General features: G+C 51.4%; 17 protein-coding genes. 12 read left to right on the top strand and 5 right to left on the bottom strand.

Annotated elements, in window-relative coordinates; all coding sequences use genetic code 11:
• Positions 1-296: 296 nt before the first annotated feature.
• The 9 genes from VB741_RS24075 to VB741_RS24035 all read left to right on the top strand — a co-directional run bounded on the left by VB741_RS24075 (position 297) and on the right by VB741_RS24035 (position 13,297).
• A complete protein-coding gene (locus tag VB741_RS24075; protein ID WP_323367766.1) occupies positions 297-2,075 on the top strand; it encodes a methyl-accepting chemotaxis protein in 1,779 nt (592 codons plus the stop codon).
• A gap of 467 nt (positions 2,076-2,542) precedes the next feature.
• Positions 2,543-4,621: a Cache domain-containing protein gene (locus VB741_RS24070; RefSeq protein ID WP_442786446.1), complete on the top strand. Its 2,079-nt coding sequence runs from the start codon at positions 2,543-2,545 to the stop codon at positions 4,619-4,621.
• Between the two features lie 51 nt (positions 4,622-4,672).
• A complete protein-coding gene (locus VB741_RS24065; RefSeq protein ID WP_323367764.1) occupies positions 4,673-5,194 on the top strand; it encodes a pentapeptide repeat-containing protein in 522 nt (173 codons plus the stop codon).
• A gap of 493 nt (positions 5,195-5,687) precedes the next feature.
• Positions 5,688-6,803: a sensor histidine kinase gene (locus tag VB741_RS24060; protein ID WP_323367763.1), complete on the top strand. Its 1,116-nt coding sequence runs from the start codon at positions 5,688-5,690 to the stop codon at positions 6,801-6,803.
• A gap of 88 nt (positions 6,804-6,891) precedes the next feature.
• Positions 6,892-7,677, top strand: coding sequence for a response regulator transcription factor (locus VB741_RS24055; protein WP_323367762.1), 786 nt, complete (start codon positions 6,892-6,894; stop codon positions 7,675-7,677).
• Positions 7,678-7,743: 66 nt separating this feature from the next.
• A complete protein-coding gene (locus tag VB741_RS24050; protein ID WP_323367761.1) occupies positions 7,744-9,585 on the top strand; it encodes an ABC transporter ATP-binding protein in 1,842 nt (613 codons plus the stop codon).
• Positions 9,586-9,949: 364 nt separating this feature from the next.
• Positions 9,950-10,672 carry a TrmH family RNA methyltransferase gene (locus VB741_RS24045; RefSeq protein ID WP_323367760.1) on the top strand — a complete coding sequence of 241 codons (723 nt, stop codon included), beginning with the start codon at positions 9,950-9,952 and terminating at the stop codon, positions 10,670-10,672.
• Between the two features lie 234 nt (positions 10,673-10,906).
• A complete protein-coding gene (locus VB741_RS24040) occupies positions 10,907-13,015 on the top strand; it encodes an FAD-dependent oxidoreductase (RefSeq protein WP_323367759.1) in 2,109 nt (702 codons plus the stop codon).
• A 129-nt stretch (positions 13,016-13,144) separates the two neighbouring features.
• Entirely contained in the window at positions 13,145-13,297 is a 153-nt protein-coding gene (locus VB741_RS24035; RefSeq protein ID WP_323367758.1) for a hypothetical protein, read from the top strand.
• A 4-nt stretch (positions 13,298-13,301) separates the two neighbouring features.
• On the opposite strand, the gene VB741_RS24030 is transcribed toward VB741_RS24035, so the two are convergent.
• Positions 13,302-14,822 carry a cryptochrome/photolyase family protein gene (locus VB741_RS24030; protein WP_323367757.1) on the bottom strand — a complete coding sequence of 507 codons (1,521 nt, stop codon included), beginning with the start codon at positions 14,820-14,822 and terminating at the stop codon, positions 13,302-13,304.
• A gap of 233 nt (positions 14,823-15,055) precedes the next feature.
• Here VB741_RS24030 and nblR point away from each other — a divergent pair, with 233 nt between their 5' ends.
• Positions 15,056-15,745: a response regulator transcription factor NblR gene (gene nblR / locus VB741_RS24025; protein ID WP_323367756.1), complete on the top strand. Its 690-nt coding sequence runs from the start codon at positions 15,056-15,058 to the stop codon at positions 15,743-15,745.
• 41 nt (positions 15,746-15,786) lie between these two features.
• Here nblR and VB741_RS24020 read toward each other — a convergent pair whose 3' ends face one another.
• Both VB741_RS24020 and ureE read right to left on the bottom strand, forming a co-directional pair.
• Positions 15,787-16,467, bottom strand: coding sequence for an urease accessory protein UreF (locus tag VB741_RS24020; protein WP_323367755.1), 681 nt, complete (start codon positions 16,465-16,467; stop codon positions 15,787-15,789).
• The gene (gene ureE / locus VB741_RS24015) at positions 16,451-16,903 is read right to left on the bottom strand and encodes an urease accessory protein UreE (protein ID WP_323367754.1); all 453 of its coding nucleotides are present in this window, start codon (positions 16,901-16,903) and stop codon (positions 16,451-16,453) included. The genes VB741_RS24020 and ureE overlap by 17 nt, the downstream gene beginning before the upstream one ends.
• A 435-nt stretch (positions 16,904-17,338) precedes the next feature.
• Here ureE and VB741_RS24010 point away from each other — a divergent pair, with 435 nt between their 5' ends.
• Entirely contained in the window at positions 17,339-17,905 is a 567-nt protein-coding gene (locus tag VB741_RS24010; protein WP_323367753.1) for a LuxR family transcriptional regulator, read from the top strand.
• 103 nt (positions 17,906-18,008) lie between these two features.
• On the opposite strand, the gene VB741_RS24005 is transcribed toward VB741_RS24010, so the two are convergent.
• Positions 18,009-19,061 carry a CAP domain-containing protein gene (locus VB741_RS24005; protein ID WP_323367752.1) on the bottom strand — a complete coding sequence of 351 codons (1,053 nt, stop codon included), beginning with the start codon at positions 19,059-19,061 and terminating at the stop codon, positions 18,009-18,011.
• A 900-nt stretch (positions 19,062-19,961) separates the two neighbouring features.
• Between VB741_RS24005 and VB741_RS24000 the strand changes: the two genes are divergently transcribed.
• On the top strand, positions 19,962-20,741 hold the full coding sequence (locus VB741_RS24000; RefSeq protein ID WP_323367751.1) for a photosystem II S4 domain protein: 780 nt from the start codon (positions 19,962-19,964) through the stop codon (positions 20,739-20,741).
• On the opposite strand, the gene VB741_RS23995 is transcribed toward VB741_RS24000, so the two are convergent.
• Entirely contained in the window at positions 20,738-21,643 is a 906-nt protein-coding gene (locus VB741_RS23995) for a class I SAM-dependent methyltransferase (RefSeq protein WP_323367750.1), read from the bottom strand. The genes VB741_RS24000 and VB741_RS23995 overlap by 4 nt on opposite strands.
• Positions 21,644-21,873 lie beyond the last annotated feature (230 nt).

Genomic DNA, 21,873 nt, shown 5'->3' with positions numbered 1-21,873 from the left:
ACTGAGTTTGATGCGACCCTTGGGCTTGCTCAAGGAGGTTACCAATTCCTATATTTGGATTACGCTAGCTGATAATCTCTGTAACCTGGGAAAACTCTCTAATTTTTTAAGCCTGAGTAGTTACGAAGTTTTGCAGAAATGATCATCGAATGTGCCCCCAGCACATAAACCACGTCCAAGTTGAAACCTGTAGTTTCCTCTACGGAAAAACTTCAGTTCTGGACGTGGACGAGGTTTATATCCACATCAGATGCCTTGGGTTGTCTCTAGGAGTTCCTTATCTAACTACTACTACTATGCCTTTTTCGAAATCATTTATCCCACCCAAGCCATCCCTGTCTATTGACCCAACCAGTTCAGCCCAGGCTTCACGGCAACGCCTTAAGCAGACAGTGATGGAATCGCTGCGGTTAAACTCATTTGCCGGCAAGCTGTTTTGGATGATTATGCTCGGTGCCTTAAGTGGCGTTGGAGGCATGGCATTTCTCTTCAGTGAGATGGTCAAGTACCAGGCTGAAGACCAAGTGCGTAGTACCCTAGACGGGAAAGTCAATGCGATCTCATCGGTGACAGCAGCAGCGGAAACCCTCGCCTCTGGATTGAGCGTAAGTGCGATCACCCTGCATGAACGGCAGGCCCAGTATCCCGATACCTATCGAGAGCTGACATTACAGCTATTTGAAAAACGTCCAGAATTTGTTGTGGGCCTGGGAGTGAGCCAAAGTAAAAATGGTCTGATTGCCAATCAACCTTGGTTTTTTCCCTACTATTGGACAACATCTGAAGACCCATCTATCCAGTACGAAAACTTTGCCGATAACTCGGGAGAGTTTTACCCAGAAAGCGATCGTTATGAGCAATACTTCGTGTCTCGGCGCACAGCGTGGACAGAACCCTATGGCCAAGGACCAAATCAGCTACTCACTTACTATTTGCCCTTGATGGGCAGTGATGGCCGTTGGCTGGGGACAACCTTGGTGGATATTGATATTCAATATTTAGGCCAATTACTCAACGATACGGTTTTCCATAAAATGGGTCATTTCTTGCTGTTGACCCGGTCCGGTAACGTTGTAGTGGATCCGTCAAATCCTGAGAATAATCTCAAAACCCATGAGGAGATTGCGGGTTTAAAAGAGCTGTGGCCCAACATTTCCCGGGATAACAAGACCGGTTTTCTGGAAGGAGAAAATGGCTATTGGGCCTATGCAGAGGTGCCTGGGCAGGACTGGCTGGTACTTGGGTTTGTGCCCTATGCAGCGGTCTTTAATCGCATTGCTTTGATTACCCTATTGGCCACGGCCCTCATGGTGACGTTGCTATCCATTGCGATCTGCTTGGCAATTCGCAGTCTCAATCGTCACCTGAGACCGGTTTTAAACCAGTGTAATCAGCTAGCAGAGACCGACAGTGGCCTGTTGGCCCAATGGAACCAGGAGGATGATCTGACCCAGCTGTCTTTGGCCTTTTTTAATATGCTGGAGCGGCTTAACCTCGATGCAGAGACCATTCGTCGCCACGAGCAAAAAATTGAGCAGGAAACGCTCCATGCGGGTCAGGTCTCTGAGCAGTTTGAAGATCTGACCCATTTTCTGCGTCGCCATGCGGGTAAACAGCAGCGCCTAGCCCGTGATGGCCAGCAACGCTTAAACAAGATCGCCCATGGGTTTCAATCGGTGGATAGTCAATTAGATACCCTAAGTACTCTGGGGCGGAGCCTCCACGGAGAGGTTAGGCGTCTTCCCGTCCATTCGACAGAGATCCTGACTGCCTTGGTAAAGCAGGTAGACGCCTTAAAAAATGTCATTGAGCTGGGCGGTGCTCCCTCACCCCAATTGCAGTTCCTGACGGACCAGGTGGTCAAAAGCCTATTGACATTGCAGTCCCACGATCGTCGCTGGCCTTCGGTTGAACAGTTGCAGCAGCAGACGGGCGAGATTGCCCAGGTGGGGCAAGTTGCTTCGGAAGAAGCCCAGGCCCTGGGGGAGCTGGTGCAGTCCATGACTTCCCTGTTGGCAGAAATTGAGCAGAATTCCACCACCCTGGTGCGCCGTTCCCAGTCAGTTTCCCAGTAACCAAGGTGCTTGGAAGGATTGGGGCTCTAGTCCCAATCCGTGATGAACAATAGTTACTGCCAGGCTAGGAGTGGGGTCCATTTTGGGATCAACTGTAGTGCTTGCCAGGATCGGAGTGGGGCCCATTTTGAGATCAACTGTAGTGTTTGCCAGGATCGGGGTGGGGCCCAATTTACACTAGTGGAACGAGCGTAGCGGCAGGTGGGAACTATGGGATAGAGCCTTTACGCTGCCCCAGGGCTGTCCTGTGGTTTATCGCCCCTGTCACCGGTATGGCTATTGATGGGACTAGCAGGTAATTAGGTCGAAGTTGTTCAGTATTCTTGGACGTGTGTAATTATACGGTGAAGCTGTTTGTTGAATGTGCAAAAATGAGCTAATTATCGACCGAGCTTATAAACTGAACGTTATGCTAGACAACGGCCAGATGTTAACGCTACGCCCTGTAAAATCGCTCTTTACATCCTATGTGTGCCTTGAAATTAACGTCTGCTAATGATTTACTAACGTCTGCTGATAATTTAAGGGCTTTTCAGCAGGCCCCCGATCTGCAAAATTTCCAGAAGCCGAGTTTGGGCGATGCTGTCAAGCGTAGGTTGTGGCTAAACTCCTTTGGTGGCCGTTTGTTTTGGGTGATTCTGCTCAGTGTCTTGGCGGGCATGGGGGGCATGGCGTTTCTTTTTAGTGAAATGCTGAAGCGGCAGGCCGAGGAGCAGGTGCGCAATAATATTGAGAGTAAGGTAAATGCGATCGCATCCGTAACTGAGTCGGCGGAAACCTTAGCCTACAGCTTAGGTGTGAGCGCCATTACCCTAAATGAACGCAAAGCCCAATTCCCCGACACTTATCGAGAACTCGTCCTTCAACTCTTTGAGCAGCGTCCAGAATTTGTGATTGGCCTAGGCTTGGGGCAAAGCGAAAATGGAATTATTGAGGATCAGCCCTGGCTCTTTCCCTATTATTCTGCGGTGACCTCCTCGGAAGCAGACCCATCGGATCCAGAGTCTATTCTCTACGAAGACTTTGCCGATCAGGAGGGGGAGTTTTATCCTGCGACGCGGCAATATAAAAACTATTTTCTTCCCCAGGAAAAGGTTTGGACAGCTCCTTACAAATCGGACGATACTCGACGCCTCACCTACTACTACCCTTTATTTGATCAAAACGAGCGCTGGTTGGGTACCACCATGGTGGACATTAACACCGCCTACCTAGGCCAACTGCTGGCTGACAAAGTTTTCCGGAAAGCGGGTAATTTTTTGCTGCTTACCCGTTCAGGGCAGCTGATTGCAGACCCAACCAACCCCATGACCAATGTGGAAAACTACAGCAATATTCCGGGACTACCCCCCATTTGGAACCAGATAGGCCAAGAAACGTCGGGCTTTGTGCGAGGGGAAACCGGCTATTGGGCCTATTCAACGGTGCCCGAAAAAGACTGGGTGCTGCTAGGTTTTGTCCCCTATGAGGCGATATTTGGTCGGATTATCAAGATTGCCGCGTTAACCACGGGATTAGTGGGGCTGCTACTGACTTTGGTGGTGTATTTAGCGGTGCGCAAGCTAAACCAGCGGATTAAACCCATCTTGCTGCAGGCCAACCAGTTTGCCGGTCAGAATGAGAGCCTGATGGCTTCGTCTACCCAGCATGATGAGCTAGAGCAGCTATCCCTGTCGTTTTTTAATATGCTCAATCAACTCAATCTCCATCAAGAGACGATTCGTCGCCATGAGGAAACCATTGCCCAAAGTAATTTGCATGCCGATCAGGTGACGGAGAGGTTTTTAGCCTTTACTAGCCAAATTGACGAAGAAGCGAGGGATCAGCGGGCGTTGATTCAACAGGTAAAACAGCGGTTGACTGAGCAAATTGACGAGCATGAATCCTTTGATACGCGATTAGATGCCCTGTTGACCCTGGCCCAAACCCTGGAGGGATTTTTAGAGAGTATTCCGTCAGAATCTGAATCGTCCCAGTTATTTGCTGCTCTAGATCAGCGGGTTGCCTCCCTGACTAGTATTTTTGAGCAGGCTACCCCCGAGGACAAGGCCCAGTCCCAAGCGCTGCTGAATCAGCTGATAGCGGATGTGACCCATCTCAAAGCTTACAGCCGTCAGCAACATGCCTTAGAAAAATTGCAGCATCAGACCAGCGATATTAACCAAGAGCGTCAGGTCACCCTGGCAAAATCTAAGGCCGTGGTGACCGCCGCCCAGAGTATTACTCAAATCCTGGCGGAAATTGAGACCATTACCAGCACCCTAAATCGAGATGCTCAGCAGGTGTCAGAAATGCTTTGGGGAGAGCTGCAACAGACGGAGCTAATGCTTCCTGGGGATATAACTTTACCCGAAGATGCTCAGCGGCCTAGGTTTACCCTGGAGAATACCCCCCAGTCATTGGATGCGAATATTTTTGCAAACCTTGAAAAGACAGACATGGAAGATCCAGAGATTGGAGATCCAGACTTAGCGCAATTGAATAGAACGATTGCCGAAACCGCTCAAGAAGATGATTTGGACGATGAGCAAGACCCATGGGTGTAGGTTCGCAATTCCCCTATGATTAAAGCTGCGGTAGGTATATAGGAGCGGCATATGACTAGGTGGCAGCGGTTTAGTCTCAAGCGGTTTAGTCTCACCCTGATGAGTATGGTGGCCATTACGTTTCTCTGCACCGCATGGCCTGGGGGTGCGATCGCAGCGACCGGCGTCATCAACTACACCCTGACGGACCTCACCGGACGTAACTTTGAAGATGCCAACCTGGCGGGGACCTCCCTGGCGGCGGCAGAAGTGCGCGATGCCAATTTTCGTGGTGCCGATCTCAGTGGCACCATCCTGACCAAAGCCAAATTCATCCGTACCGACCTCACCGGCGCTAACCTCTCAGACTCATTTGCAGACCGGGTAGAGTTTACGGGGTCAGACCTCACCAACGCCATCATCAACGATGCCCTGATGACCAGCAGTACCTTTGCCGAGGCCGAAATTACCGGTGCAGACTTTTCTTACACGATTCTTGACCGGTTTCAAGTTAAGTATCTGTGTGAACGGGCGGATGGGATGAACCCCGTGACCGGCATTTCTACCCGTGAAAGCCTAGGTTGTGACGATTAGGGTTAGGTCTAGCGATACGCAGGAGGATCTATTGCCTTAAGCACATCACCTACGCGCGTGTAGCCTATGGCTCGCCATCAGGCTCCTTTTCAAATAAAAAAGGCCCGCCTCTTCACGCAAAGATGGCGAACCTATGATAGCGAACATGTCAACGAAATGCGCTTACTATCAACCTAGGGGATGGTTGTATCTAGGCCAATTGGTCAAAGGTCTAATCCCGGTGATGATGATTTCATGACTTCAAAAGTAGATTGACTGCATATTTCTGGAGCTCTCTGGTGATAGCGGTTTCGGGCAAAAAAATGATTTTTTATGGGGTTTTGTGAGCAAAATTACCCATGTTCTGATCAATTTATCCAACTGCGTAATTACACCCAAATTTGCCGTAACCCCTTGCATATTGACGAAAAAATGTTGATTCTAGTTAGGGTACCAGGGGGACAGGATCACGGTTTGTACTACAGTTACCGGTAGGTAGGAGTTGATTTTGCCGATGGATACAGCACCTCCTTCCATCAATGGCCGCCAGGTTTCCATGCCATCTGCGGATGTGCGTCAGCTGTGCCAGTTGCAGCTGAATCGCCTGAGCGAAAAGCTACCGCTGTTAGACGTTTGGCTAGTTTGCTGGAATCAGCTTGAAAGTAAGCGCGATATGATTTCATCCCAGGGAAATCATATCGCCAGTCCGCAAATTAGGTCATATTTAGAGTCAGAGCGCTGGATTTCTGGCAATCTGCCGTTTTTAGAACTGATGTCCCTATCCCTTGAGTCTGATAATTCCCAGGCCTATGTGTGCGGCTTGGGGAAGACCAATGCCCATTGGGATTATTTGTTGCTCAATACAGCAGAACAGATCTCTCACTTTCAAAGAGATTTAGTCAAAGAGTATGCTGAGCTGTTACAGCAGTATCTCACCCTCTATCAAGAGAATCTGCGTCAACGAGCTAAAATTCAGCTCCTAGAGCAGGCCTTGCAACAGGCAGATCATCAGCTGCGGAATCCTCTGGCCTTAATTAGCCTTTATGCTAAAAATATTGAACTAGGGGCAGAGACCGAGACCCAGAGGCAGCAGGCAGGCTGCATTGGTAAAACGGTTGACACCATTTCTACTAATCTGAGTGGTTTACTGAACTGTGGTAAACAGGTTGATCTGCGGCGAGAGCATTATCACCTGTCCACCCTATGGCAGGATGCGATCGAGTTGTTATCACCCAGGATTGCAGACAAACAACTTTCTATATTACAAACAATACTACAGCCAGAAGAGCGGCCGGTGGTTCTTGTGGTGGATGGGTGGCAGGTCACCCAGGTGTTTCAAAACTTACTGGATAATGCGATTTACTTTAGTCCTCCCGGGGGGACGATTACGATTGACTGGCAGGTCTCTCCCCAGGGGGTATTGATTACGGTTGGGGATCAGGGGCCTGGGTTGGGTGATATGACTCCGGCTGAATTATTTGATCCGTTTTATTCAAGGCGCTATGGCGGGACTGGGTTGGGGCTTGCGATCGCAAAAAAAATTATCCTAGACCACCAGGGCAGCATCGATGCCGAAACCCTGCTCCAAGGGGGAGCCAAGTTTTCCATTTTCCTACCTTGCCAGAGCTAGATTCTCCCGATTCAGCCCCACCATGCTGCTTTAGGGCACATGGACGGCACCTGCATAAAAGCCTTAGTCCCACCGTAGTTTCAAATGTATGTCCTTTTTTGACATCCAAAACGGACGTTTTACCCCAGGAGAAATGATGGGTTCCACCATAGGTTCCAGCTTGGATGTGGTTGATGTCACGATTCATTCCTTAGATGCATCCGCAATGACTGATGCTATTTCCGTGCTTTTGGTAGATGACCATACTGAATTTAGGCAGGGGCTACGCACCCTGCTGAGCTTTTTTACCGATGGCCCTGCCCCATTTGAGGTGGTGGCCGAAGCAACATCAGCCCAACAGGCCCTGGAGATGATCGAAATCCATAACCCAATGATTACCCTATTGGATATGGAATTGGCGGAGGGGACGGGGGTGGACGTATTGCAGGGTTTAAAGACCCTAGAGGTAGATACGCGGGTGCTTAGCCTATCGGCCCACCGGAAAGATGAATGGGTTTTCCAGGCGATGCAGGCCGGGGCCAAAGGCTATGTGGTCAAAGATAAGCTCGCCACCCAGCTCCAAGATGCGCTACGCACAGTCCTAGAAGATAAAGTCTATTTGGACCCAGATTTGGCTAGTGGATTTTTTCGCTTATTCCATGCCCATGGTGCACTTAACCACAAAGCCCGTGAGGAGGTGCGACTGACGGATCGAGAACAGCAGGTGCTCCATTGGTTAGTGCAGGGGGCGTCCAATGAGGTAATTGCCAACCAGCTGTTCATTACGGTAGCGACGGTGAAGGCGCACCTGACGGCGATTTTCGACAAGCTTCAGGTGCGGAGCCGCACCCAGGCGATTGTGAAGGCGATTAAGTTGGGCTTGGTGGATGCCTAGGGTGCCAGGATAGCCATCCAGATAGAGCGCTACAATGCAAACCCCAAACCCATCACTTGCTTCCCCGTGCGCTCTACCTTGCCTAACCCCCTCCCCCAGCTGCGTCGTTACTATCAAGAAATGCTGAGCCTCTGGGGCAATACTCCCCGGCTAATTCAGCTGGTGTGGGTAGCGGCTCCGGTGTGGTTCCTGTTAAATCTTGGACTGACCCTGGTCAGTGCCCTGGTGCCAGTGGCCCAGCTGTATATCGGTAAGCTGGTGGTAGATCAGGTGGTACTGAGCCTGGCGAACGGCACGGTGGGGTTTACGTCGGAACTATGGCTGCTGCTGGTGGCCGGGTTTGGCCTATTGCTGCTGCAGGAGTTGCTGACTCAGCTCAGTAGCTATGTGAGTCGGGTGTTGCACGATCAGTTTTTGCTCCATGCCAATGTGCAGCTGTTGCAACAGGCCATGCGCCTAGATTTGGCCCACTATGAGTCGGCTGAATTTCATGATGTGCTCAACCGGGCGCAGCAGAGCGGCAGTACCTATCCATTGCGGGTGGTGGAGCTGCTGTCCCAACTGCTGGGGTCTATAACTCGGTTAGTGGGGCTGCTCACCCTGTTGCTGCGGTTTAGCCCTGGGGTGATGGCGCTGTTGCTGGTGAGTGTGTTACCCACGTTTTGGGTGGGGATTCAGTATTCCCAGCGGCGGTTTTGGATGAACCGTCGCCAGACCCCGTCTCGCCGTTTGGCAGATTACTTTTACAAGGTGTTGACGGATGAGCAATATGTCAAAGAAGTACGGTTGTTTAACCTGGGGCAGCACATGGTGGAGCAGTATCGCACCATTCGCCATGAGTTTAACCAGGAGTCGCGCCGTCTGGCGGGGCAACAGTCCCTGGCGCAGCTGAGTATTGAACTGTTGGGTGGGGTGGGGTTTTATGGGGCCTATGGTTTGGTGCTGTGGCAAACCATAGGCGGGCTGGTGACCCTGGGAGATCTCACCCTATATGCGGGGGCGTTTCAACAGGCCCAGACCCTGATTGAGTCAATCTTGCTGAATCTGGCCACCCTCTATGAATATAATCTCTATGTCTCACAATATTTTGAACTGTTGGATATCTCTCCTCGGGTGGTGAGTCCCCAGTATCCTCAACCGTTTCCTAAACCTATGGTGAAAGGGCTGCGGTTTCAGGATGTATATTTTACCTATCCAGGTTCAGAACAGCCCACCCTGAAGGGAATTAATCTGGCGGTGGCACCGGGGGAATGTATTGCCCTGGTGGGGCTGAACGGGTCGGGAAAGACAACACTTTTAAAGTTGTTGACTCGCCTTTACGATATTGAACAGGGCCAAATTGTGATTGATGGGGTGCCATTACAACAGTTTTCCCTGGGAGATTTGCGCAGTCAGATTGGAATTTTGTTCCAAGACTTTGCCCGGTATGCTTTGGATGTGCAGGACAACATTGGCTTTGGCAATTTGCCTCGACGCGAAGACCTGGAACTGGTAACCCAGGCGGCCCAAGGGGCGGGGGCCACGGAGGTGATTGATGGCCTGGAGGAGGGCTACCGAACTATTTTGGGTAAAATGTTTTCCGGCGGGGTGGATCTCTCCGGTGGTCAGTGGCAAAAGATTGGCTTGGCCAGGGCGTTTATGAGCGATGCCCAGATTCTGATTTTGGATGAGCCCACGGCGGCGGTAGATGCGATCGCAGAACATGAACTCTTTCAACGTTTCCGACAGCTCACCCGTGGCAAAATGACGTTTCTGGTGAGCCACCGCTTCTCCACGGTACGCATGGCGGACCGCATTGTGGTATTAGAGCAGGGGCGCATCGTTGAAGTGGGTACCCATGGGGAGTTGATGGCCCATGGAGGGCGATATGCAGAAATGTTTGAACTCCAAGCCGAAAGTTATACCTAGGTTGGGTTGAGGCAAGAAAATCTAATCATCTAAAGCCAACGGAAGAGACCATCAGGGATTAGGAAAACAGGGGGCGGGCTGCAACATCTTTAACCTCCCCACCAACGGTCTCAGCTGCATTCCTTAGACAGAATCCCTGAACATTCTGCAAATAATGGGTACCAACTCAAAGCGGGACGTTTTCCCAAGGATAGTATTCAGGAGTCAGGAATCAGGACCTCACTGGCTTCTGGCTTCTGGCCCCTGATTCCCCACCTAACCAGGATTTCCCTGCTGAATAAGTTGATACCCAAAATAATCACCCCAACTAAAGCCATAAGCTTAATTTTTAACCAGCCCGAGGGATGCAATATAATAAATCCCCATGGAAATAATCTTTGTCTTGGTCGAATCAGAAGAACCTGAGAACGTTGGCGCAGCGGCCCGCGCCATGCACACCATGGGCTACAACACCCTCCGCCTAGTCCGCCCCAAAGCCGATCACCAAGGAGAAAAAGCCCTAGCCCTAGCCCACGGTTCCCAACATGTCCTCCAAACAGCCCAAGTCTACGACACCCTAGCCACCGCCATCGCCGACTGCGATTTAGCCTGTGCCGCCACCGCCCGCCACCGCTACGAAAAACACCACTACACCTCCGTCCGAGACCTGCCCGATTATCTCCAAACCAAGGGAGAATGGCTCCAGCGCATTGCCATTGTGTTTGGCAGCGAACGCTCGGGCCTCAAGTCCGCTGACATTGATGCCTGTGACCTGCTGGTCACCATTCCCCAACACCAGCTGCAGCCATCCCTAAACCTGGCCCAGGCCGTCATGGTCTTTAGCTATGAGCTATCGGCTGGCCAAACCCAGGTGCAGATCCTAGACCAGCGGCTAAACAGTGAGCCCATACCCCCAGCGGAATATGCCAGTCTCAAACAGTTACTACAGCAGCTGATGCACCGGGTGAGCCTGCCCGAACGCTACCAGGGCTATGTAATGCGAGGGGTGGCCCGCCTGGGACGCGAGGATCTATATATGATCCACAAGCTACGGGCCGCCTTTGACCATGCCCTGGATCGATCCGCTATTGAGAAAGAAAACCCGTGAGCAGTAGGGGCAGGAGTATGAGCACACAGCCAATAAACAGCAGGGTGCCTGGGTCGATTTTGACAACGGGGGGCTGGTTGGGCATGGCTTTTTATGGTTTCTAAAGGTGATGATTTTATAATTTGAGGTTACTGTACCCCAGGACCAATTTGGACCAATTTATAAAAAACTACGGTGAATTAGACCCACCGCCATGACCTTGATCCATGATGGAATGATCTTGGAGTGACACCGATGGTTCATCAGCACAACGGTTTGCTTAGTGACGATGCCTTGACCCGGCCCGCAGAAGGCGCGAGTTACAACTGCGCCATTGCCGTGATTGGCGGCTCAACGGCGGCCTATACCACAGCCCTAACGGCCCTAAAACTTCAGCTGGATGTTTGCTTAGTACAGCCCAAACGAGTGGTGGGGGGCCAGTTTACCGCCCAAGCATTACCCGCCTCTGACGATGGGGATTTACTCCGCCACCGGGCCGATCTGATGACCCTGAGCGGGGAAGAATTTGCCATTTCCCAAAGTCAGCGACTGTTTCGCCAACGACAACGGCAGCTACAGCCCGTGGCCGGAAAAGCGGTGGATGATCCGGGTGGTTCCTGGGTGTGCCCCCTATCCACCACCCCCGTTGTGGCCTCCACCGCTTTAAATGAACCCCTGTTGCCCTATCTCAAGTCGGGCAAGCTGAGGTTGATTCCCTATGCTGAACCCCAGTCGCTGCTGTTTGCTAGTGGTACTGACGGGAAGGGCAGTGGCGAGCGTCGCCGGGTGACCGGTGTGATCTGCCAAGATACTACAACCCAGCACTCGTTTACAGTGCATGCCAAGGTGGTGGTGGAGGCCACTGACTTTGGCGATCTGTTAGAGGTGGCTAATTTACCTTCGCGGGTGGGGCAGGAAGCCCGCAGTGATACGGGGGAAGCGATCTTACCCGAGGAGGCCAGGCCCCAATGTCAGCAGTCCTTCACCTTTGATGTGGTGGTGGAGCATACCCACCCTGGCAAAGGGGTGCCCATAGGAGCACCGAAGGAATATGGTCGGTTGACTTGGCTTAACTTGCAGGAGTTTACGAGTGATTTCTGGGTGAATAAAGATCAAACCTGGAAAAAACGTGATTTCTTTGATGCCTTTGGCATTTTTCGCTATCGGCGGCTGCAGCGTCGAGCTTTGAACAAAACCACCGTGTCCCCTGGGGACGTGGCGGTGATTAACTGGGGTACTTCTGACCATCCCCACCGGGGGCAATGCTGTGGCAATGACTATCGCAATGGTTACTTGATTGGCCTCAGTCGGGCTGAGCGGCAGCAGCAAATTGCCCGGGCCCGCACCCGCGCCAAGGCCTATATTCATTTTTTGCAGGTGAACGGAGTGCCCGACCTAAAACCCCGGGGAGACTTAACCTGGACCGAGGATGGCATTGCCCTGGAACCCTATATCCGTGAAGCTCGTCGGGGTGTTGCCCTGACCACGATTCGCCATGAAGATGTGGCGGCTAGTTTTTTTCCTAACCAGGCCCGCGCCCGCGCCTTTGACGATACCGTCGGGGTGGGTCAGTACCACTATCTAGACCTGCATGGCAATTTGGTGGATGGCCATGTGAGCCCCAGGGGCAAAGATGTGATTGCCTTGCCCTTCACCCTGCCAGCGGCAGCCCTGGTTCCCGTGGATACGGATGGTTTAGTGCTATCGGCCAAGAGTATTGGCACCACCCACATTACCAACGCCGCCTATCGGATGCATCCGGTGGAATGGGCCATTGGGGAAGCCAGTGGCTTTTTGGCTGCCTTCAGCGTTTGGACTGGCAAACAACCCCGGGAGATTGTGGGGGATCAGTCCCTATTGCGAAAACTTCAGGGCTTTGTCACCCGCAACGGGATTCCCATTGTCTGGTTTGATGATGTGTCCCATGCCGATTCTGACTTTGAGGCGATTCAGGTGATGGCGGCGGCGGGGATTATCACCAGTGAGAATGCGAAGGATCTCCATTTTCGACCCTATGGCAGTGCCAGCCGGGCGGTGGTCTGTGCTGCCCTGGTGAATCTTTTAGGGATGGAAAAGGTTGCCCCAGCTAGCCCGACCTTTACCGACGTGCAACCGGGGCAGCATTGGGCCTATGAAGCGATTGAAACCCTGAAGGCTCAGGATATGGTGGCGGGGGTGGGGCGGGGGCGCTTTGCGCCTAACCAGGCCATGACTCGGCAGCAGCTGGGCTTTTTGGTCAAACGAGCGATGCCCCAAGCCTATGGTGCGGCCTTTGCCCAGACTCCTCAGGATCAGCAGATCGTGCAACGGCGAGATCTCTCGCGGGTATTTTATGAGCTGCTTAAGACAAAGTTGGCGATTTAGACAATACTAAATACTACAAAACTAGAACAAGTTGCGCAGTTGTGAGGATAAACATAGGCCATTTGTGGGTATGTCTGTTCGTTGGGGTGTCCTAGACTTCCCTATAGGTGCAAAAGAGCTAGGTGAGCTATGCCAACTGAACAGATGACAATCTATGTATCCCCTCAATTGAAGAAGGCTATTCAACAATTGGCGACTACTGAGGAGAAGTCGATGAATACGATTGTGGTGGCGGCGTTGGAACTTGCGATCGCAGAATGGTCTGCCAAAACCAGCGCCTAGTTAACTAGCGCAACATCGGTTTCGGGTGATTGTGCCGTTGATGCCATTGACTAGCATGGTCCCGCACTGCCTGGTACTCTTCGGCGGACATTTTATCTAGATTTTTCAAGATAAAATTCATCCGGCCCTGGTGCTGGAGTTTGTCGCGGTGGCGGGCCAAAAAGTCCCAATAGAAAAAGTTAAATGGACAAGCCTGTTCTCCAGTGCGGGCTTTGGGATTGTAATGACAGTCTTTGCAGTAGTCCCCCATGCGATTGATGTAGTTGGCGGAGGCCGCATAGGGCTTAGTGGCCAACACCCCACCGTCGGCATATAGCCCCATGCCCAACACGTTGGTTTGCATTACCCAGTCATAGGCATCGATGAATGCGGCATGGAACCAGGCCTCTACGGCCTGGGGAGAGAGCCCGGCGATCAGGGCAAAATTACTCAGGATCATCAACCGCTGGATGTGGTGGTTATAGCCCGTCCGTTTGGCCTGGTCGATGCTTTGGTGCAGACAGTTCATGGGAGTATCACCCGTCCAGAAAAACTCGGGCAGGGGCTGGTGGTGTTCGAAGTAGTTGCCGTTGGGATAGTCTTCGCCGACATAGCTGTAGAGACCGCGCATATATTCTCTCCAGCCCAGTACCTGCCGGATAAAGCCCTCCACGCTGTTGAGGGGTAAATCTTGCTCGTGATAGGCCGTTTCCGCAGCCTGGATGACCTCTAGGGGGTGCAACAGGCCAATGTTTAGGTAGGGGGATAGCAGTGCATGCCAGAGGGTGTCTTCCCCGGTCACCATGGCATCCTGATAGGGGCCAAAGGTGGCTAGCCGCAGGTGGATAAAGTGGTCTAACACCTGCAATGCCTGGGGGCGGGTTACGGCCCAGTCAAAGGAGTCCAGATCCCCAAAGGTGTCCAACTCCGCCACCTCTTGCATCACCTGTTGGGTAATGGCATCGGGGTTAAACCGTTGGGGAGTAGGCGGGGTGAGGCCTTTTTTAGGGGGCTTACGATTCTCCTTGTCGTAGTTCCATTGTCCCCCCACAGGTTTGTCTTTTTTCGAGCTGCCTTCCATCAATATGCCGTAGCGTTTGCGCCCCTCCCGGTAAAACGATTCCATCAGTAAACTGTTGCGACCGTCGGCCCATTGCTTAAACTCGGCCACCGACCAGAGGAAGTGATTGTTGGGGACTAGGGTGAGGGGACAGGGCAGAGCCAGGGCATCTAGGAAGCGGGCAAAAGGTCGGTCGGCAGGTTCCATTACCCGCAGTTCGGTAATGCCCTGGTGCTCAATCCATTGCCGCAGCGGTGGTTCAAAATCGGTGCTCTTTTGGTAGGTGACGGCTCGACCCTGGGCCTCTAGCTCAGCGGCAAAGTGACGCATGGCGGACCAAACCAGGACCAGCTTTTGCCGGTGGTAGGGCCGTTCGCGGCTATGGCGGTGGGACTCGATCAAAATGACCGGGGCGTTCGCCGCACTGGCTAGGGCTGCCTGATGCGCCCATAGCTGATCCCCCAATACCCAAATTCCAACGGTCATAGGTTGTCCTGCTATCAATCAATTTAGATCCGCCCGCGCTAGTATTGGCCTAGGGCCACTGTTCAGATGTCTGAAAGATCAGGGCGTAAATTAGATTATGGGCAGAATTGCTGATGCTTGGAGTGATTTCATCTTAAGAAAAGCTCTGATTATGGTGGACTGTTTCCAGCTTGGTTCATCCTGTAGTTTGGCAATGTTTGTCTTGTGTGTTACCCAATCGGGAGGTTAGTTCCATGACTATTGCCGAAGCTGCCCCCTGTGTATTGATCGTGGAAGCGAACGAAGACCTGGCTCAGGATGTGAGTAATGACCTGCGGGAGTCGGGCTACATTCCAGTGGTTGCCTCCACGATTGACTTGGGCCTGCAGGAAGTGCGCAAACGTCAGCCGGCGCTGATTGTGGTGAATCGAATGTTGGCGGGGGAGTCGGGGGTGGATCTGTGCCAGCAGCTGCGCTCCCAGGGGGACCGCACCCCCATGTTGTTGATGATGGCGCGGGATAATTTGGATGACCGGGTGGCTTGCATCGAGTCTGGGGCCGATGATTATTTTCTGAAGCCTTACCGCAGTGATGAATTTCTGGCCTTGGTCAGTGCCTATTTGCAACCCAGCGAGCACGGCATTGAGCAGCTGGTGTTTGGGGAACTCACCCTGAATATTTCCAACCGTCAGGCCCTGCGGGGCAGTCGGGTGATTGAACTCACCATGAAGGAGTTTGAGCTCCTGAAGTACCTGATGGAACATCCTCGGGAGGTGCTCACCCGGGATCAGATTCTGGAAAATGTGTGGGGCTATAACTTCATGGGTGAGTCCAATGTGATTGAGGTGTACATTCGCTATCTGCGGCTGAAAATAGATGGCGAAAATGAAAAGCGCCTGATTCAGACGGTGCGGGGGGTGGGCTATGTGCTCCGTGAGGCTTAGGTGTCTGAGGCTTAGGTGCCTCTAGTTATCCATGGGCTGGGCTAGCTGCGAAAAAGTCGGGTGTAGAGGGTTTCGTGGTGCATGCTTGCGATCGCACCGCCCCAGCCACTGACATACAGCTGATCATCCGCCAGGGACACCATGTCCGCTGCCGCTGCACTGAGGGCTGGAATTAGCTGCAATAGGCAGCTCTGACCATCGGTTTGGCCCAGGGGCACCAGTTTAACGGCGGCCCCAATCAGGTTGGCAGCCCAGCTTTGTAAGTAGGCCAAGGCCATGGTAGGACCATCAATTTCCCAATGGGCAGCGAGGACGCCAAAGGCCACAGCAAAATTGCAAGGGGTGCCGCAGTCCCGAAAGGTGGGCTGCAGTTCGGGGTGCAGTTTTTGGGCCAGGCGCACCAGGGCCCGGCCCATTTGCCAGCTTTGCTGCCGCAGCTCGGCGGTGTCGCGGCTGGCGGTGAGCCACTGATTCCAATAGGTGAGCTGGTCAGGGGTATGTTTGTGGTGGTGGGCACGAGTTGCGATCGCCACCTCCAACCGCACCGCACCATAGCGCAACTCCTGCAATAGCCATTGTTGCAAGCTGGCACCATCGGTCAGATGGCCCTGTATCACCAAGGTTTCCAACCCTTCCGAATAGCTGAAAGCCCCCACAGGAAGCGCCGGACTAGTCAGCTGGAGCAACCGCAGCAGAGCCTGCTCATCAATGGTGATGGCCATAGGCCCCCGACTCCGGCTGAAAAGGCTGCGTCTCTGCCACCACCGTCACCCCAAGCTGGTGCAACATCGACTCCAGCACCGGGTCCGGCGTTAAACGCAGATAATCAGTCCCCACCTCCAGAGCCACATGGCGATTACCCAAGTGGTAGGCCGCCCGCAAAAGCTGCAACGCAGGCTCAGAGGCCACCGCCGCCCGCACCGTTAGTACCGGTTCAGGTTTCGCCACAATTTTTAGCACCTCAGTATGGCCACCATCCCCCAAACAATCCCCATCCCTTAAGGTCGTCCCCCGAGGGAGTTCTAGGCATATTTCATCATCCGTAATCCCATGGGCCATCCTGTATCGATATCGAGAGCGGGTGCGCTCCGCCGCCGTGAGCGGCAGCGTCAACGTGGGCTCTAACTCCGACGATATCTTTTGAGTAAAAACGTACACCGCAATCCTACAAAAAAGCCTACAAAAGCGTTGCCCCTACAGCATGCCACATACCTAACCCACCCAGACCTGCAACACCATGAAATCAAGCGGACTTGTTTTATGCCGCCGGGTAAACTGGCACAGTGCGTACGGAGACACCAAAGCAGACCGTGGAGTAACTATCATCACGCACATCCGTATTTTCCACTAATTGGTTCAGCCTTTTATACGAATCTTCAAAACCTCCCTAGCGCAGTCAACGAATTTACCATTGCTGATTTCAAAAATGAACCAGTCTTTCGGAAATGCCATATATAGGCATTTTGCACCTGGAATCATCCCAAGACTCAGCAAAGCTACAAACTTTCAATTTTCATTTGCCAATTACTTTCCCTTGTTATGGCTTGTCAGACGCAACTTGTTCCCCGTGTAGCTCCCCCCCAGTCGGTCTCAATGAGAAACTTAAATGATTCCTTTGACATGCAGACCAATCTGCTGCTAGCGGCCATAGAAAGCTTCACCATCGGTCTGGTGATTGCTGCCCAAAACGGCACCATTTTACACAGCAATAGACGGGCCCAAGCTCTGCTAGAGGATCTGCCCTGGTCATCCCCCCAAACGGTTCCCGAGAGACTTTGGCACCCATGTCAACAACTGCTAGAAAATCAGGAGGAACCATCAGATCTCTTTCCCTTCGGTTATACCATTGTGCTAGAAGACGAGATCTCCACGAACCATGGCACTATCCACATGAAGGCCCAGTGGTTTGATTGGAATAACAACGCCAATCAGTCTAGTGATTGTTTTCTCATTACCTTAGAAGATCGTCAGCAATCCCTCACCACCCTGGCTCATCAAGAAGCCCAGCGTTACGGATTGACAACCCGTGAAACAGACGTCTGGCACCTCAAGCGTATGGACTACAGTTACAAACAAATCGCCAACGCCCTATTTATTTCTGAAAACACTGTCAAAAAACACTTGAAAAACATCTACGCCAAAAAGGACCAATCTCAGTAGTTGGGCTAGGTCTATTCATCAACAACCTCAATATCCCCAACAGCATGGAATTTAGACCTCAATCCCATGCTGTTGGCCACTAAGTTTTGGCGCTCATAGCAGATTAGATGTACTTAAACGTGCTGCTATTGAGGTTGAGATTACCCGACCCACGAATAACGGCAATCAGCTCATCTTGCTGACCTGCACCATTGTCAATAAACAAGGCTTGGCCACGATCGACACCATTTGGGGATGCCCCCAATCGATAGGTATGGTCATTGCTGAGCTGGATCATGTCACCCTGGCTAACATTCAGATCAGTTATGAGGGCATAGTTCGATAGTCCCATGGAGCCTGGCTGGCCATCATCATAAAACGCACCAGATTTATCACCTAAAACAAAGGTATCTCGGCCATTGCCTCCAGTCATAACATCTTTTTCAGGCGCAGTCCTCCTCCCTGCCCCTTGCAGAATATCATTGCCATCGTCGCCAACAAGTTGATCTGAGCCCGTTCCACCTAGAAGACGATCGTCACCGGAACCACCCCAAATTTGATCATTACCGGCATCACCTCGGATCAGATCTTTTCCTTCATTTCCGTAGAGCTTATCATTACCGCCCTTACCATCTAAGAAATCATCACCTTTTTTGCCAAAAATACTTTGATTCTCGGCACTCCCAATTAATCGATCAGCTCGGTCAGTTCCTTGAATAACCGCATTGTTAGGTGTTGGTGTTGGACTGGGTGCTGGGTTCTCAATAGTTCCCTTGCCAAACACCTGGGTCCAATAGTGTCTGTAATTGACATTGCCAGTATCACTCTCTAAATAGTAGTGACCAATGCCAATCTCGTTATAGCTAGCATTAAGCATATTGGCACGATGACCGGGGCTATTTTTCCATCCTTCGACAACGGCCTGGGCAGTGGTTTGGCCAGCAGCAATATTTTCTCCAACAAACCCAGATTCATAGCCTTCCTTCCTAGCTCGATCCCAGGGTTGAGAACCATCTTTCCCAGTATGAGAGAAGTAATCTTGCAAGGCCATGTCCTTGCTATGGTTATTAGCTGTATCATCCAGGTTCCGATCAATCACAAGGGCCCGGAGACCATTTTGCTGACGAAATTCGTTCGTCAGTCTCAATACTTCGTTTTCAAACGCTTGATTTTGCATGTTCTTAGCTTTTTAAAGAATTAGATTGCAAGGGGTAGCTGCAATTTTTTGAAGAAGAAAAGACTCCTTCCGACCGCTAAAACATCATCAGCTCTGACGGCCAAAGGCTTCTCTAGCTTGGAACACACTTAATCGGGAGATAGTTAAGTGAAGCGTAGATACGATCTCAGCAATAAATTGCCCTGTCACATCACTATGCTCACTTTTTTGAAAATCAATAACTACAGGTAAATGGGACTGTCTCCCAAGAAACTCTTTTAAAGAGCTTTAAATAACTAGCCTGAGAAATTACCACATCCACCCAAGTATCAAAAAATTCAAATGGACCTTTTCGATGCAATGGTGAGAACCCTAACGACGCATTTTCTTCTTAAATGTGAAACTGTATGGGTTTTCTGTGGCAGGTAGCACTCCCTAAGATGATATAAACTATAGGCAAATATGTCAACATATCCAGATTATTTCCATAGGGGAACACAATGAATATGGCTGCTAAACCCCTTTCATTAAAAGGATTAAAGGTCTATGGGGTAGGGTATAAAGGGTTAGACTTACCTAGCTAATAAGCGTAATAGCGTATCTGTTGTTATTGACTTAGCTACGTGTGCCGATATGAATTGTGTCACATTTATTGACGTAGATCCGCTGGCAATAACAAGAACGATCAGGATATCTCCGAAGAACAAACGTGAAAGAAGTCTCATAAAGAGAAAACAGCCGCCATGGGATTAAAACTCCCCTATCAAAGCAGACAACATAATCGAAAGTATTCCATATGTCAGTATGTTATGCACAAGTACCCAATCCTGTTTAAATCTCAACTCAGAACCAAACACCACGTACTGCCGAACACCACGTACTATATAAGGGCTTAGTCATTCCATAGAATCAGTTGTGCCTATGCTGCCTAAAGACGATCTGCTCAAGGGTGTTGAAAACACCGAAATCCTGACCCGTGTGCTTGACAAAGCCGATCAGGCCATTCGCACCTGGGAGCCGGTCACAACGGATTTTCTCTCGCCGCCGGAGCTGTACGAAGCCCAGGCCATATTTGCGCGGCTAACCGATATTCACACCCAGGCCCAGGGGGGGTATCCCCAAGCAGAGCGGCAGCGGTTGACCATTGCCAGGTCCGAGATCCCCCTAAAAGGGCAAGACCTACCCCTCGCCCTACTCAGTGTTGCCGGTAATTTTTTGTTTGATACCGCTACCCACCGGGACTTTTTAGGCTCCCTGCTGGGCACCGGCATTGTCAGGGAAAAAGTCGGAGACATTATCGTCCTCGGAGAGCGCGGTGCTCAGCTGATCGTTGTGCCTGAGCTAGTGGAGTTTTTGCAGAGCAGCCTGACCCAGGTGCGCTCGGTGCCAGTCAAAACCAAACCCATTGACTGGAGTGAGCTACAGGTGCGGGAGCCGAAGAAAAAAGAAATGACTACCGTAGAAGCCTCCATGCGTTTAGACGCCGTTGCCTCCGCCGGATTTGGCATGTCCCGGAGCAAAATGGCCGATATGATCACCGCCGGAGACGTGCGGGTCAACTGGAAACCCATTTCCCAGTCCAGCTACGCACTAAAATCCGGCGATCTGGTCGCCATTCGTGGCAAAGGCCGCCTCGAAATTGGCGATGTCATGGTGACCAAAAAGCAGCGCTATCGCATTAGCCTGACCCGATACCTTTAACCAAGGCAGGTGGCAATGCAGATCATGGACTGGGCTGCCGCTGCTGACTCCACATCAATGCCCGATAGCCACTGACTCAAACGCAGTCGCTCAGACCCCCTGCCATATTCTCCTTGGAGGACTTCTGCTCCGAGGTCATGGTTATGGGGATGAACTTCCACGATAAATCCTAGGGGTTCCAAAACTTGATAATAAAACCCTATATCTAGCCCGTCTCCTGGCTCACGATTGTGGATTTCTGTCGCTCGTCTGGCAATGCGATATTTTCTAGGTAAATAATGAACGCTGTGCATCAACCGATAAAAAGGAAATCGAATCTGTCGTAGCCAGAGTCCTAAACCCCTAAATTTCCAGGCAGAACGTTGGGGATCTTGATCCGTCAACAATATCCCCCCAGGTTTAACCAATCGGGCTGCCTCTGCCAGTACCCTAGCCATGTCATCACAGTGATGCAAGGTAGCATTTAAAACTACAATATCAGCACAGCCATCGGCCAAAGGTAGATCATGGGCATCAGCCAGCAGGGGCGTATAGCCTATACCTGCTGCCATTTTTAATGCCCTCGGAGAAATATCTACCCCAATTAACGCTTTTGGGTGACCGCCAACGGTGGCATAGACATTTCCTGGTCCACAGCCAATGTCCACTACCACTTTGCCATCCCAACTGCCCGTCGCCATCAACCATCGAGAGCGAAATGTCTCGACTCGATGGTGGGTGTCAAAATAGTATTGACACCATTCACGATTTTCTAAAAAGTTGATATTTGCCTGCATCCCTTCGGTGTAATTGGATAACCGATGTTCAGGAATACCTTGATCGTTAAAATCAATGCGCTCGTTAGCCTTTAAATATGGCCGCAAAGCTAATGAAACAGTGGCCGACGAAAGAACACTGGACATAGAAGTTCAGACATGTCTAGAAAACGTCTAGAGCACATATAAGGTTAATTAGAGAAATGTTGAAACGTTATCCAAGTCTAGAAAGGTCATTTTGCCCTAGAGCCGTAACTACTCAGGCTGGGGTAGGAGAGTTATAGGGTTTCCAGAGAACAATCCCATGAGGGCATCCAGAACGTTATGCCCCTGTTTGCGTAGAGTGGATAGGTAACCGCGAATACGGCAGAACATCC

The sequence above is a fragment of the Leptothoe sp. PORK10 BA2 genome (genome assembly GCF_034932105.1).
Taxonomy (GTDB): domain Bacteria; phylum Cyanobacteriota; class Cyanobacteriia; order Phormidesmidales; family Phormidesmidaceae; genus Leptothoe.
This window is presented reverse-complemented; position numbering and strand designations above follow the sequence as displayed.

What these genes read in the sequence shown, in the direction of transcription:
- VB741_RS24070 (WP_442786446.1), top strand. Translation starts at nt 2,543, where the DNA reads ATGTGTGCCTTGAAATTAACGTCTGCTAATGATTTACTAACGTCTGCT.
- VB741_RS24060 (WP_323367763.1), top strand. Translation starts at nt 5,688, where the DNA reads ATGGATACAGCACCTCCTTCCATCAATGGCCGCCAGGTTTCCATGCCA.
- VB741_RS24000 (WP_323367751.1), top strand. Translation starts at nt 19,962, where the DNA reads ATGCTGCCTAAAGACGATCTGCTCAAGGGTGTTGAAAACACCGAAATC.
- VB741_RS24005 (WP_323367752.1), bottom strand. Translation starts at nt 19,061, where the DNA reads ATGCAAAATCAAGCGTTTGAAAACGAAGTATTGAGACTGACGAACGAA.
- nblR (WP_323367756.1), top strand. Translation starts at nt 15,056, where the DNA reads ATGACTATTGCCGAAGCTGCCCCCTGTGTATTGATCGTGGAAGCGAAC.
- VB741_RS24030 (WP_323367757.1), bottom strand. Translation starts at nt 14,822, where the DNA reads ATGACCGTTGGAATTTGGGTATTGGGGGATCAGCTATGGGCGCATCAG.
- VB741_RS24045 (WP_323367760.1), top strand. Translation starts at nt 9,950, where the DNA reads ATGGAAATAATCTTTGTCTTGGTCGAATCAGAAGAACCTGAGAACGTT.
- VB741_RS24010 (WP_323367753.1), top strand. Translation starts at nt 17,339, where the DNA reads ATGAGAAACTTAAATGATTCCTTTGACATGCAGACCAATCTGCTGCTA.
- VB741_RS24020 (WP_323367755.1), bottom strand. Translation starts at nt 16,467, where the DNA reads ATGGCCATCACCATTGATGAGCAGGCTCTGCTGCGGTTGCTCCAGCTG.
- VB741_RS23995 (WP_323367750.1), bottom strand. Translation starts at nt 21,643, where the DNA reads ATGTCCAGTGTTCTTTCGTCGGCCACTGTTTCATTAGCTTTGCGGCCA.
- VB741_RS24055 (WP_323367762.1), top strand. Translation starts at nt 6,892, where the DNA reads ATGTCCTTTTTTGACATCCAAAACGGACGTTTTACCCCAGGAGAAATG.
- VB741_RS24040 (WP_323367759.1), top strand. Translation starts at nt 10,907, where the DNA reads ATGGTTCATCAGCACAACGGTTTGCTTAGTGACGATGCCTTGACCCGG.
- VB741_RS24075 (WP_323367766.1), top strand. Translation starts at nt 297, where the DNA reads ATGCCTTTTTCGAAATCATTTATCCCACCCAAGCCATCCCTGTCTATT.
- VB741_RS24035 (WP_323367758.1), top strand. Translation starts at nt 13,145, where the DNA reads ATGCCAACTGAACAGATGACAATCTATGTATCCCCTCAATTGAAGAAG.
- VB741_RS24065 (WP_323367764.1), top strand. Translation starts at nt 4,673, where the DNA reads ATGACTAGGTGGCAGCGGTTTAGTCTCAAGCGGTTTAGTCTCACCCTG.